The sequence below is a fragment of the Streptomyces sp. NPDC002785 genome (assembly GCF_040295565.1).
Classification (GTDB): domain Bacteria; phylum Actinomycetota; class Actinomycetes; order Streptomycetales; family Streptomycetaceae; genus Streptomyces.
On record NZ_JBEOVN010000024.1, the window covers coordinates 1 to 12,034 of the forward strand.

At 65.9% G+C, this 12,034-nt stretch carries 13 protein-coding genes; 5 read left to right on the forward strand and 8 right to left on the reverse strand.

Features of this window, described 5'->3' with window-relative positions; genetic code table 11:
* Nucleotides 1-824 precede the first annotated feature (824 nt).
* The 3 genes from ABTZ94_RS37790 (at nucleotide 825) to ABTZ94_RS09260 (ending at nucleotide 2,326) form a co-directional block, all read left to right on the forward strand.
* The gene (locus ABTZ94_RS37790; RefSeq protein WP_502967211.1) at nucleotides 825-1,478 is read left to right on the forward strand and encodes a DUF6907 domain-containing protein; all 654 of its coding nucleotides are present in this window, start codon (nucleotides 825-827) and stop codon (nucleotides 1,476-1,478) included.
* A gap of 49 nt (nucleotides 1,479-1,527) precedes the next feature.
* Nucleotides 1,528-1,842, forward strand: coding sequence for a DUF6907 domain-containing protein (locus ABTZ94_RS09255; protein ID WP_351199057.1), 315 nt, complete (start codon nucleotides 1,528-1,530; stop codon nucleotides 1,840-1,842).
* Between the two features lie 193 nt (nucleotides 1,843-2,035).
* Nucleotides 2,036-2,326, forward strand: a complete 291-nt coding sequence (locus ABTZ94_RS09260; protein WP_351199059.1) for a hypothetical protein — start codon at nucleotides 2,036-2,038, stop codon at nucleotides 2,324-2,326.
* A gap of 552 nt (nucleotides 2,327-2,878) precedes the next feature.
* Here ABTZ94_RS09260 and ABTZ94_RS09265 read toward each other — a convergent pair.
* The 5 genes from ABTZ94_RS09265 to ABTZ94_RS09285 all read right to left on the reverse strand — a co-directional run bounded on the left by ABTZ94_RS09265 (nucleotide 2,879) and on the right by ABTZ94_RS09285 (nucleotide 7,945).
* Nucleotides 2,879-3,082, reverse strand: a complete 204-nt coding sequence (locus ABTZ94_RS09265; protein ID WP_351199061.1) for a cold-shock protein — start codon at nucleotides 3,080-3,082, stop codon at nucleotides 2,879-2,881.
* A gap of 259 nt (nucleotides 3,083-3,341) precedes the next feature.
* On the reverse strand, nucleotides 3,342-5,294 hold the full coding sequence (locus ABTZ94_RS09270) for a DUF3732 domain-containing protein (protein ID WP_351199063.1): 1,953 nt from the start codon (nucleotides 5,292-5,294) through the stop codon (nucleotides 3,342-3,344).
* A 35-nt stretch (nucleotides 5,295-5,329) separates the two neighbouring features.
* A complete protein-coding gene (locus ABTZ94_RS09275) occupies nucleotides 5,330-5,806 on the reverse strand; it encodes a three component ABC system middle component (RefSeq protein WP_351199065.1) in 477 nt (158 codons plus the stop codon).
* Nucleotides 5,807-5,808: 2 nt separating this feature from the next.
* Nucleotides 5,809-7,008: an ABC-three component system protein gene (locus tag ABTZ94_RS09280; RefSeq protein ID WP_351199067.1), complete on the reverse strand. Its 1,200-nt coding sequence runs from the start codon at nucleotides 7,006-7,008 to the stop codon at nucleotides 5,809-5,811.
* 451 nt (nucleotides 7,009-7,459) lie between these two features.
* Nucleotides 7,460-7,945 (reverse strand): ATP-binding protein, encoded by a 486-nt coding sequence (locus tag ABTZ94_RS09285; protein WP_351199069.1) that lies wholly within the window; start codon nucleotides 7,943-7,945, stop codon nucleotides 7,460-7,462.
* A 256-nt stretch (nucleotides 7,946-8,201) separates the two neighbouring features.
* Here ABTZ94_RS09285 and ABTZ94_RS09290 point away from each other — a divergent pair, with 256 nt between their 5' ends.
* A complete protein-coding gene (locus ABTZ94_RS09290; protein WP_351199071.1) occupies nucleotides 8,202-8,438 on the forward strand; it encodes a DUF397 domain-containing protein in 237 nt (78 codons plus the stop codon).
* A gap of 87 nt (nucleotides 8,439-8,525) precedes the next feature.
* Complete coding sequence (locus ABTZ94_RS09295) at nucleotides 8,526-9,425, forward strand: helix-turn-helix domain-containing protein (protein ID WP_502967212.1); 900 nt, start codon at nucleotides 8,526-8,528, stop codon at nucleotides 9,423-9,425.
* Here ABTZ94_RS09295 and ABTZ94_RS09300 read toward each other — a convergent pair.
* The 3 genes from ABTZ94_RS09300 to ABTZ94_RS09310 all read right to left on the reverse strand — a co-directional run bounded on the left by ABTZ94_RS09300 (nucleotide 9,422) and on the right by ABTZ94_RS09310 (nucleotide 11,981).
* Nucleotides 9,422-10,231: an SAM-dependent methyltransferase gene (locus ABTZ94_RS09300; RefSeq protein WP_351199075.1), complete on the reverse strand. Its 810-nt coding sequence runs from the start codon at nucleotides 10,229-10,231 to the stop codon at nucleotides 9,422-9,424. The two genes, ABTZ94_RS09295 and ABTZ94_RS09300, sit on opposite strands and share 4 nt — an antisense overlap.
* 146 nt (nucleotides 10,232-10,377) lie before the next feature.
* The gene (locus ABTZ94_RS09305; protein ID WP_351199077.1) at nucleotides 10,378-10,905 is read right to left on the reverse strand and encodes a sigma-70 region 4 domain-containing protein; all 528 of its coding nucleotides are present in this window, start codon (nucleotides 10,903-10,905) and stop codon (nucleotides 10,378-10,380) included.
* Complete coding sequence (locus ABTZ94_RS09310; RefSeq protein ID WP_351199079.1) at nucleotides 10,902-11,981, reverse strand: helix-turn-helix domain-containing protein; 1,080 nt, start codon at nucleotides 11,979-11,981, stop codon at nucleotides 10,902-10,904. The genes ABTZ94_RS09305 and ABTZ94_RS09310 overlap by 4 nt, the downstream gene beginning before the upstream one ends.
* Nucleotides 11,982-12,034: the final 53 nt, after the last annotated feature.

Here is a 12,034-nt window from a genome sequence, read left to right on the forward strand (position 1 = left end):
CAAACGGCCCGCCCCTGGCGTTCGAGTTGGTCGCCCGTTCCGAATGCCTTGTCAGCACTTGCTGAGAAGCGAGGCCTGACAGTGGGTTGGGTTGGTGGGCGGGGGTTTACCCCTGGCGGGGCAAAGGGTTTGTGTTCTGGCCTGGCGGGTTGTGGGGGTGTCATGCCTGACGGCATGACAGTGGGTGGTGTGGTGTTTGCCCCTTCCTTGCCGGTCAGGGGAAGGATTGTGTGTGCGCCTGTCGGCGCTGGTGATGTCATCTTGGTTTTTGGGCAGGAATTTGATTTGGTGTCTCACTCCTGTCGGTCCCTGTGAGGGCTCGTCATGCCCGTGGTGGGGTGGGCGGTTCGGGTTGGCCTGGCGGCCTGCCAACTTCGGGCGTACAAGTACCACGGTTTTGTACGTTGAGTGGTGGTGTGCTGGATTTCCGCCCTGCTCAGGGTGGCCTGGGGTGAGCCTGAGGTTGCGGGGCTACGCCCTCGCGAGTCATGGGATTACTTGTCTTCTGGGCTGTGCTGGCAGGTGTTCGTTGGGGTTCGGGTATATGGCCTCGTCTCCTGCGGTTCGGACTGCTGTGGCTGGCCCCAGTGGTTAGCCCCCTCCTCAAGTCATCCTTTCGGCCGGAAGTCTTCTGATGTCCCTTGCTGTTTCTGAGCCAACTGCCCGTGAAGCGGGCTGTTCTGGATTGACTCTGTACGGCGGGCTGCGTGTGAGCATGGCCGCCCGCTCCTGCCACGTCTGTCTGGTCTGGGCGTGCGTCTGTGCCGTGTGCTGCCGGGGGTGGGTGGCATGCCGGGGATGGTGCTTCGTCTGGACGAGGAGCAATGGGTTCTCGTCCTTTCCCCTCTCATCTTTGTGCCGAGGATCAGGAGCGGGTTGTGTCCGCTCTCTTCGCGAAGGAGCTGGGGGTGGACGCTGAGCGTCCGCTGGTAATCGTTCGTCGTGAAGCCAGCTTCCAGGGCCCTCATCTGACGCGGTGTCCCGCCGGGTATGTCACTGATCATTCGGACGATGTACGGCGGGGAACCTTCCTTGCTGACCTGTCTCACAGCATCGTCGCCGCAGCGACGATGACTCTTGCAGTGTGGGACGCGCAGCAGAGCACGGTGGAAGCTCCGGTCCTCTCTGGGCAGATCGGTGTCGAACCCTATTCCGAGGACCCCGAGCGAGCTGTGCCGCACGTCAGACTTCAGGTGTTCGAGGACGAGTGGATGGAATGCCTCGGGCCGCAGGAGCTGGGTGCGGTGATCACGAAGGTGCGATCACACCTGGCAGCGCTGGAAGGCCTCGCGAGAGACTTGTCGAGGCCCGCGCGAGGGTGCGCTCGTGAACAGCTGTTCCGATGGTTCGTGCCAAGCACTGGGCGGCGCCTGCAAGACAGACCACGTGAAGTACCCCCGGACCGCTCACACCGCGTTCGGGGTCGGTCGCCTTGGAAGAGCGGGACGGGGTGCGGCTGGAAGCGGCCGCGGGCATGAGCAGTTTGCAGGAGGGCATGCACACGCTTTCCTGCAGGGGTTGGCGTCCTTGGCCGAGATGCTCGACAAGGCGCAGGGTGACGGTGGGCCGGCGCTGGCAGAGGGGGTGAGCGATTTCTTCGACCCCGAAAACACGCTTGGTGTGGCCGAGGAGCCGGAGGTGTTGCTGGCGCAGGTGTTCCAAAGCCAGGGCAGCGAGGATCCTCCCGTCGTGTCCTTCCACAGCTCGGGGCTGTCAGCAGACCTGGATGCTGGCCAGACCCGCATGTTCGCCACGAAGCTGCGGCGGATGGCTGATGACGTGGACCGGTTGGCGGCGCGGCTGGACCGGCTCATCGCAGGCAGCGCACCGAGGCGGGGTTGACGGTCTGAGGCAGGGGTGAGATCCGGACAAGTCTGGCGGGGGCTGGGGGAGGCAAGGTGGGACACTTCTGAACCCTTGTGGACAACGACGGACAACGACGACCGGCAACACCCGCCGTCGGGGGCTGGCGGGACCTCGTCGCTTTGCGGTCCTCCTTCGTTTCGGACCGGCGTTAGTGCGCCACACTCCCCGTATGCCGAGCTTTCAGCACAGGAAGGCCGTCGGCGACGCCCACGAGCTGCGCGTCGCCCAAGAACTCACCTGGCGCGGATGGAGCGTCAACGCGTGGGGCCAAGGCATGTTGACCGACCCCGTTCGATTCGCACTCCGGGGAACCGACAGCGCATTGCGCTGGACACCCGACCTGATCGTTGCCAAGGGGCAGCAGGTCGCGGTGATCGACTGCAAGAGCCGAATGACCAGCCGCACCACCGACCGCCATGTCGTGGAGCGGGCCGCTGTCACAGCCGTCCTGAATGCCTGAGTAGATCACCCACATACAAGGCGGTCTGTTCGCAGAGCAGGGGCAACGATTCTGCCCTGCGATGTACAGAAGCTGAAGGAAAGTCCGTGTCGCCTATACCTTCGGATCCAAGAACACGGGGGCGCGGCGAGGAGCCCTCATAGCCCGCAGGGCTCCGCAGCCAGCGGCGGAACCCGGGATGTTGGTGCTGGGCATCCAGCTCGCTGGCACCCCATAGGGTTCATCTGGCATTCCGGAGCGTAAAGGCGATGTGGGCCTCAGTTTCCAAGGCGTCGGGGCGCGGTGAGGCCTTTGGTTCTACTGGCCGAGGCATGGTCTGGGCTGGCGGCAGCAGGAGAGTAAATCGGCTTCCGGAGGCGCAACGGCAGTCCGCCGCCAGGAGCGGGGAGGACTGTTGCCTCCCCTGCCCCGGCGGTTGCGTCTGCTGCTACCGGGCGCGATGAGCGGTCGTTCGCTCCGATCCGTGGCATGGCATGAGTTGTCACGACATGCCGACGGCTCTTGTACATGGTTGTGGACGCCGCGGCGAGGGAGATGAGCAGGGCCGGAGGCTCAGCCGCGGACGATGTTCTCAGCCTGGGGGCCTTTCTGGCCCTGTGTGATGTCGAATGTCACGGCTTCGCCCTCGGTCAGCTCCCGGTAACCGTTGCCCGAGATGTTGGAGTAGTGGGCGAAGACGTCCGGTCCGCCTTCGTCCTGGGCGATGAATCCAAAGCCCTTCTCGGAGTTGAACCACTTCACGGTGCCGCTGGCCATGCTCGTCCCCCTTGATCATATTTGGCAGCCGGTCCGGGGCCGGGGCCCGCTGCAGCGCCCTTCGTCGGGCGTTCACCCCCGTCCTCCCCCTGCCCATCCCCACCTACGCTCACCAGTCCGATCTTGTTACAGCAGCCCTCGGACAGGCTTTGTGCCACTCGGCGCGGCGCTGAAGAGGTACAGGCCACCGTGCCCCGGGTCAGGGTGCGGCATGGGTGTTTTGGGGCCGATGGGCGGGACTTGGTCGGCTGGCGTGGGGTCAGTCGAGCCAGTCGATGGGGATGAGTGCCTGGCGGCGTCCGTCGATAGGCCGCCAGTTCTCCACGATGGCGTCTTGGAACCAGGGCTCGTCGATGAGGTTGGCGTGGTCGCAGACAATGATTTGCAGGGCGCCCTCGTTGAGGTCGGCTACATCGCGCAGGAGTTCGAAGTAAGCCGTGACGGTGTTCCAGTCTGCGTCCTGGACAGTCGTGGCATCTTTGATCTTGGCGGGGAAGAAGGCCTGGGTGGGCTGGTCGAGCATGAGGAACGCGGGGACAGGCCGGTGGTGCAGCCGAAAGTAGGTGTGCAGAGCGAGGTGGGCGACCATGTGGTAGCCGATCCAGTTCTTCGCGCTGCCGATGCGGTTGAGCGGCAGGCGTCCCTGGGGTCGTCGCACCACGACGTTGAGTTGGCTGAGGCTGATGGTGACTTCGTCTGCCGCGGCGGCTTGTCCGAGGTTCAGGCGCCTGGCCCAGGCGGTCATGTTCGCCGCGATGTCGGTGAGACGTCGTTCTGTCTCGGCGGTGACATCATCTTCGTCGATCAAGGCTTGGAGGCCTGCGACGTTCTCCTGGGCCAGGATGAGGCTGTTGCGCAGTTCCCCGATGTTGCCAACGGGTGACCCGGTGCCGGCGGTGAGCGCCTGGTCGATGCGTCCTTGGATCCGGGCGATGCGTACCTGCTGGTCCTGGAGGTTGCGCATGCGTTCGTCGTTGGCGGCAAGTTCTCGCAACTGTGCCCCGTTGACCCGGAGGTGTTCGACGACGGCATCACGCTGAGCCTGCAGGGATCTGCGGTGCTCGTCACGGATCGGCTGGATGGTCTGCGCCTGGTCGAGTTCCTGTGCGAGCTGCTGGGTGAGGGCGAGAATCTCGGCCGCCGGTGCGTCGGGGTATTCCAGCGGGCGTGTGCACATCGGGCAGACGGCACTGTCATGGTCGCGTTCGGGGCCCAGGAGGTTGATGGATTCGAGGCGGCCAAGCTGAAGATGCAGCTCACCGGTGAAAGCCTCTCCTTGTTTCTGCCAGCGGTCCACCAGGGCAATCGCCTCGTCGAGCTGCTGCAGCTGCTCGCGCAGCTCCCGCCGGTCCTCGTTCAGCCCGTGGCGCCGGTCAGGCAGGTCCAGCGGGCCCACGGTCGACACCGTGGCGGTGAGTGCCCGCTCCAGCAGCCCTCGGATCTCTTCAGGGCCCGGGGCTGCGGGGACATCGTTCAGCAGGCCCTCGTTCTGGGCGAGGCGCAGCAGGGCGACGCCGGCGGCGTCCACGGCCTCACGGTGGCGGTGGGCTTCGTCGAGTTTGCGCTGAGCGGCGCGCTGGGTGCGCTGGGCATCGTTCAGGTGGTGGCGATGCAGGGCCTGTTCCGGGCCTGCGGCGCCCAGGAAGTAGGGCAGGGTGTCCTTGAGGGCTTGGTCCATGCCGTTCTCGGTCTGGCGGTGAAAGAGGGCGCTTTTGTCGGCGATCTCGTTCTGGTTCTGCAGGCACAGCAGCGTCGCCTGGGCGACGGAGATATTGAAGGCGGCGCGGGCGGCACCAGGTGGGGGCTGGAAACGGACGTCCTCGATGCCCAGACGGGCGCTGAGCTGGCTGCGCAGTGCGGCAACATTCGAGTTAGGTGCCAGTTCGTCGGCGCGGGGCAGGTCGAGGCTGTCGCCGCCGGTGCGGATCATGGCCTGGATTGTCGAGGTACCGGTGGGCCGCGGCCGGGCCAGTAGCATGCGGCTGTCGCGGAAGGCAACGAGAAGTGCGTACCAGCCGACGGTCTGATCGATGGGCTCATCGGGCAGGTTGGGAGTGCTTCGGCCCAGGCAGTAGTCGACGATGTCGAGGATCTCGGACTTCCCGGTCTCGGACTCGCCGGTGAGGATGTTGAGCGCCCCGGGGCGGAACCGCACGACCCTGGGGGTGGGCCTGCCGTCTCGGTGGTAGAGGGCCAGGGCGAGTAGCTGCATGGTGGTTCGCGAACTCCTTCGAGGAGAAAGGGGGATCAGGGACGGACGCCGAGGAGGTTGAAGGCCAGGGAAGGGTCCGCGACGGCGAGCCAGCGGCCTACCAGGCCCGCGCGGCGGGCGCAGTCTGCTACTTCTTCGCTCGGGGCTGCCGAGGCGGGTTTCGGTGTGCGCGGAGTTCGCAGTCCCGCCCCGGTGACGGTGAGGGCGTGGTGACGGACGGCGGTGCGCAGGCTGGCTCGGGTGTAGTCGGCAAGGGCGGTGGCGCGGTGCGCGAAGACCGCCTGGTGCTGCGGGTGCTCGGTCAGCCAGGCGGACATGGAGTGGACTGCCTGGGTGGGCAGATCTTTGCGGGTGTCGGCGGGCAGCACGAACGGCAGCACGAGGAAGGCGCTGGGCCACGGCAGGGGGCGACCGGCCTTCTTGGTGGCGGCGTGGACACTGGTGGCCAGGAGATAGGCGCCGAAGGCGGTATTGAGCAGGGCCTGGGCTTCGGGGACACGGTGGTTGGTCATGGTCACGCGTCCCGTGATTCGTGGTGGCTTTGGCGCAGGTCGGGGTAGTCAGGGTGCCAGCCGACGGATTCGTCGTCCTCTGCGGTGTGGCGGCCGGCAAGGCTATGCATGGTGCCGCGGCCGATCCAGCCTTCGGTGATACTGCCCGGACGGGCGGGCAGGTCGGCGACCTTGTCCATGGTGTCGTTCAGGACGCGCGTGCCAGCGGCCTTGCGTTCCGCGTCGGGGGTGTCGTCCTCGATGGTGTCGGTGTGCCGGGTGAAGACGTGGTCCCACTCGTCCCACAGGAGCCGGTCGTAGTCTTCCAGCCCCTCTTCGGTGATCTTGAAGGTGCGCAGCCACTGGGAGCGCTGGGCCCGCGCGTGGTGGTAGTCGCGCAGGTGGGTAGCGATGGTGCGGTCTTTCAGACCGATCCACTCCATTTGTGCGACGACCAGGTCGTCCTTGTAGGCGGCGATCTCGGCGGTGGTGAGGCGGCGCGATGTCTCGGTGATCGGCAAGTTCTTTCCAGCGAACCGGTCGGTGATCTCCTCCAGGCGGCACTGCAGTTCCTGGGCGGTGACCGAGGCCCGCGTCCGGCTCTTGTCCAGCAACTCGACGGCCATGCCGTACCACCACCCCTTGACATCGTCGAGGATGGCGCGGGCGTGCTGGCCAGGCCTGATCCCCAGTATCCGGGCCAGACTAGAGTCGAGGTCTGACATCAGCGGGGACGCGTCGCTGATCTCGATGGCGGCAACCAGCCGGTAGCGCTGCGCGGGCGTGAGGTCGGCAAACTTCTTACGGTCCTCGGCAGTGTTGGCGGGCTCGGTGGCCTGGGCGACCTGTTCCATGCGAGTCAGAGCGTCGGCAACGGAGCGCTCGGGGCCGGGGCGGAGCTGGTGGAGGAAGGTGCCTTCGGCCGCAACCTGGGTGGTGACCAGCCGCAGCAGCGGCATTGTCCCGGCGGACAGACATCCGAGTGCGGTCAGCGCGTCGATCCACGAGGCCACGGAGCGCCAGACGTCCTTGCCCGTCTCGCTCAACCGCCCGGCCTTTTCCCGGTGCTTGGACTGCAGCAGCTCATGTGGATCGGCCGTGGCCCCGTATAGGAACTCGATGTCATCGAGGACTTCCATACGGACTTCGACGGTGATGTCGTCCCAGCTGCGACGGGCCAGTTCCAGCAGGGCCAGTTCGCTCTGGTAGAGGTATCCGGTCATCTGGCCTGCCGCCGAATGCGACCCTGCTTGCGCCACGTTCCCCACTTGCGGTCGAGCCTGTACCTGACAGCGGTCTTCTCTCGTGCCGGACGTGACAGCCGCAACGGCGCACGCGGGGGCGACGCCTCACCTGCCGCCTCGGCATTCCCCCTGCTTGCGCAACCTAGCACCACCCCTCAGTAAGCACCCGGCGTTCGAGTGATCAAGTCCCCTCGAACCCCTGTCAGCTGCTGCAGTGCCGCCAGGCGCTGCAGTTGACCGCAGTGATCCACCCCTTTTCGGTGGCCGGACGTCATCTGTTCCCTCGCCCGGCTGTCACAGCCGTCCCGCTCCTGCCTGTCGTCATGCGGCACCACCTGCAGCACACCGTCCCCTACCGCAGAAGCGACGGACTCGGTGTCTACGCGGCTTGCGCAGAGGCCGGCTTGCCGACCAGCGGCGTACCGCCCCTTCACCATGACGGTGTGGGTACGCGTGCCCACACCGTCTTGGTGCCGGCTGGGCTGAGCGACCATCCCCACGCTGTGCTGAGTCGGGTGACGAGGAGCAGCCCGCGGCCGGTTTCGTCGAGCAGCTTGTAGGGCTGGCGTTGTGGGAGCGAAGGGCTGGGGTCGGTGACGGCGCAGACGACAGCGCCGTCTTTGCGGACGAGCCCCAGCCATGCCTTTCTCCGCGTGTGGCCGGTTGATGTCCGCAGTGCGTGCTGGATGGCGTTGGCGGCGAGTTCCCAGGCTACGGCGAGGATCTCGTCACGGCCTTGGCGTCTGGTCACGTCCCATTCGGACAGTGTCGCGTAGGTGAACTTCCGTACGTGGGAGCGGGCATCGAGGGTGTCGGTGAATGTGCTGGCGGCGAACCGTGCGGTGCTGACACCGAGTGCCAGGCCCCAGTCCGGGGGGTGGGAAACGGCGAGGTTACCGATTTCGAGTGGGATCATTTCGGCCAGACCGGACTGGATCCGGTCACTACTTTCGCAGCAGTGTGTAACCGGTGCTGGTGCGCGCACTGTTCATCCCCCGATAGGCGCTCAGTTGCTCGGATCCCTCGCGGCCTGCCGGTCGCTAGTATCCAGTCCACTCCCCTCTCGTGCAATTGCATGGACGATTTCTGCGCAAAAGAGAGACGGGGCCCCCTTGTGACGGCCTTCAGGCCTCAGCAGGGGGATTGGAGCAACAGAAGAGGGGTTATCCGTCATGGGCATCTTCCACAATGGGATTTCCGCTGATTCACTCGAAGGAGTGGACTGGAGGAAGAGTAGGCGCAGTGGACCGCAGGGGAACTGCGTAGAGTTGGCGGCGTTGCCTGATGGGGACATCGCCCTGCGCAATTCCCGTGATCCACAGGGGCCGGCGTTGATCTACTCACGTGAGGAGATTGATGCCTTCCTCGGTGGCGCCAAGGACGGCGAGTTCGACCTCCTCGGCACGTAACAGGCCTGGCCGGTAGGGCGTGTTGCCCTTACCCGCAGGCTTCCGCATGGGATAATCCGAATTAAGTGACGTCCCGCAGGAGCCCGCATGTCGGCTGTCCCCAGTGATCAGTTCCCGCAACCCCCGCTCGGACGTTATTTGTCCCTGCGGGGGTTCAGTCCTACCGCGCTGAGTATGGCGCTGGGGGCGAGGCTTCGGGCCTTGCGTACGGCAGCTGGCGTGAGTGCGAAGGAAGCTGCCACAGAGATCGGCTGTTCCGAGGCCAAGATCAGCCGGCTCGAGCGGGGGCAGTCTCCTCCCCAGGCCGGCGATGTGAGCTGCCTGATGCGGCGTTACGGCGTGGCCGACGAGATCGAGGACGCATGCGAGCTGGCCAGGAGGGCAAACCAGCCGGGCTGGTGGGAGGAGTTCAGTGCGGTTGTCCCTCCGTGGTTCGACAAGTTTCTCGGCTTGCAGGAGGCTGCGGATCTGATCCGCACCTATGAAGTGCAGTTGGTGCCGGGGCTGTTGCAGACCGAGGAGTACGCCCGCGCCGTGACCATGAGCGGTGTGCCACTGGCCGGACCGGAAGAGATCCAGGCCAGGGTCGGCCTGCGCAAGCGCCGCCAGGATTTGCTGCACAGGGAGTTCAGCCCGAAGCTGTGGGCAGTGGTTGACTGGCCGGTGCTGCACAGGCCTCTCGGCAGCTCAGGGCTGATGTGCCGCCAACTGGAGCACCTCATCGAGATGTCGCACTCACCCAACATCAAGCTCCAGGTGCTGCCGCCGGACTGTCTGGCCATCGGCACCCCGGTGACGTTGCTGCGGTTCGGGCTGCCGGATTTGCCGGACGTCGTCTACCTGGAGCATCCGACCGGGGCGAATTACATCGACAAGCCTGAGGACACAGCGCAGTACCGGTCCATGCTGGATCAGCTGTCCATGAAGGCGCTCTCGCCGGCTCAGACTCTTGCCGAGCTGAAGAAGACGGTTCTCCGTATCCGCTAGCCAGTCTTCTGACCGATTCCGCCAACCTCGTGCAGAGGTCCGGGAACAGGCCTGCCCTGCAGGTCGTCGGGCCGCCACAGGGACACGTCCGTCACGCCGGGTTCGAGCAGCTTCAAACCGTGGAAGAACGTTCCGGCCTCGAGGGCGGAGCGCACGTGTCCCCATTGTCCGCCCGTCACGTCATGCATTACTGCATCGATCCTGCTCGCCAGTTCCGGTTCATGGCTGGTGAGTTGACTGGCAACCAAGAAGCTCCCGACCGGCAGGGCATCGATCAGACGGGCCATGGCTCTCTGGCCCGCCTTGTCGGGAAGGGTGTGCAGGAGCGAAACTGCGAGTACGGCCACGGGCTTGGTGAGGTCAACCAGGCTGGTGACGTCCGGGTGTCCGAGGATCCCGGGCGCTTCCGTCAGGTCCCCCTGGACCACCGCAGTGCCGGCCTCTTCCAATAACGCCCGCCCGTGGGCAACCACCATCGGATCACGGTCCACGTAGACGAATTTGCTCGTGGACCGCGCACGGCGGGCGGCCGTGTGTGTGTTCTCCCACGACGGCAGTCCACACCCGAACTCGACGAACTGGTCGATTCCATGAGTGAGCGCCAGGGCACGGACGGCTCGAAGCCGGAACTGGCGCTGGGCGCGGGCTAAGAGCTGGGTCTGCGGAGCCTGGTCTAGCAGGCGTCGGCACGCCTCCCGGTCGGCGGGGTAGTGGTCCTTGCCGCCCAGAAAGTAGTCGTACATGCGGGGGACGCTCGCCACGTTGAGATCGATTACTTCCGGCAGGAACCCGCGTCCTCGCACCATAAAAACTCTCACCCGTAGCTGTGCATCATCTACCCGGTAACGAGCATGTCACGAACAGCTACCGCGGCGTGGGGCAAGTTGGATGCCGTGGCGGTCCGCAGCTCAACTTCCACATGCCTTTGGCATATGTCGGTGGAGTCTGATGGTCAGCGGAAAACCGGTGTGGCGTCCAGGCGGTGACGGTCCTGGGTCTGCAGGCTGTTGATGGCCTTCGCCAGCTCCAAGGCCACCTCGCTTTCCTTCATGCCCATCAACTCCGCTGTTTCGGCGCGGCTCAGGCAGAGCCGGTAGCGCAGGAGGACAAGATCGGCCTGCCCTTGAGGCAGTGCAAGGTGCGCAGCATCGCCGGGCCAGCGTCGGCGTGCCTGGTCGTCGTCGTTCAGTGCCCATGCCACCTGGTCGGTGAGCATCTTCCACGCCACGCGAGAGGGCCGGTCGCTGGCGATCACGCTGGGCCAGACGACGACCAGTGCGCTGAGCACCGACTCGACGGTCTGCCGGGCTCGGCCGGCGTCCAGTGACCTGGCCTGTGCGTAGCTCAGGTAGCGCTCCTGGTAGCGCAGGCAGAACGCGGTGAATTCGACGGGCAGAGTGAGGGTCAGGGGCGGGCGGGGATGGGTACCGGAGCCGTCGGCTGAGGCGGGAACTGGTGCGGGCCAGGTCAGCGGGCTCACTGCGGATCCTCGCAGTCGTATCGCACACCGTCCTTGCGGATCGGTTCGGGGTCGCAGGCATTGAGGAATGCGGTATAGACCGCTTCCCACAAGGGGCGGATGTCCGCGGGGCATCCGCCGACGGCGGTGACGAAGCGGCCTGTCTTTTCCCAGGTCGGAATGCGTCCGCCGTCCAGGATGCGCTCTGCGGTCTCGATGTCGATCTCGCCGCCGGACAGTTCGCAGATTCTCTTGGCGTCGGGTCGGCCCGCGACGAGGTGCAGGCCCTGCAGTGCGGCGTACAGGCGGGCGTTGGACTCGAGGAGGTCCTGCGGCGGGGCGGCCATGCCGTTCGCGCTCTCCCACATCGCCCGCAGGGCCATGGGGTCTTCGCCGAATACCTCGACCAGCTGGCACACCACCGGCCAGGAGGGGGTGCGCTGCACCGAGAGGATGCGCGAGACGTAGGAGCGGGAAAGGTCGGTGGAGTCGGCGACCTCCTGGATACTCAGACCGCTGGCCTGGTGCAGGTGGGCCAAGGCCTGGGCGAGCTGGCGGGCAGCGCGGCTCGTGGTAGCGAGAACGGGCTCGGCCTCGCGTACGGCAGAGGTCGGTGAGGTCTGGGCCTGGCGGGCACGCTGACGATCCACGGACCTCTGTGCGATGCGGCGCATCACCTCGCTCTCGCCCCAACGGGTGCGGGCGGTGCTCTCGCTCACGCATGCCGCGCGTGCGATTTCTTCCCAACTGACCCCTCTGCGGCGGGCGTCACAGGCGGCGGCACCCATGTAGTACTCCGCTTCCTTCGTGACTGCCGCGGCACGTGGCAACAGTTCCGCGACTCCTTGCCCCTCGTACTCCGCGTCAAGCAGGTCCGAGGCCAGGGTCAGCAGCTCTTCGGCAATCACCCGCGCCAGTGGCCGCCCTGCGTGAGCAGTCGCTGCGCCGGCAGCGCCCCGCCCGTCGCGGTCTTTCTGGGCCCGCTGCCTGCACGCGGTCGTGCAGTAGATCTTCTTGCGTCCGCGCCCGGCGCGCTGTTCGATGTCCTGTCCGCAGTACTGGCATTGCGAACTCCGTTCGGTCGTCCCGACCGTCATTTCTCTCACCCGCCTGATCGATCCGTTTTCTTTCCTGACTGCGCAATCCACAC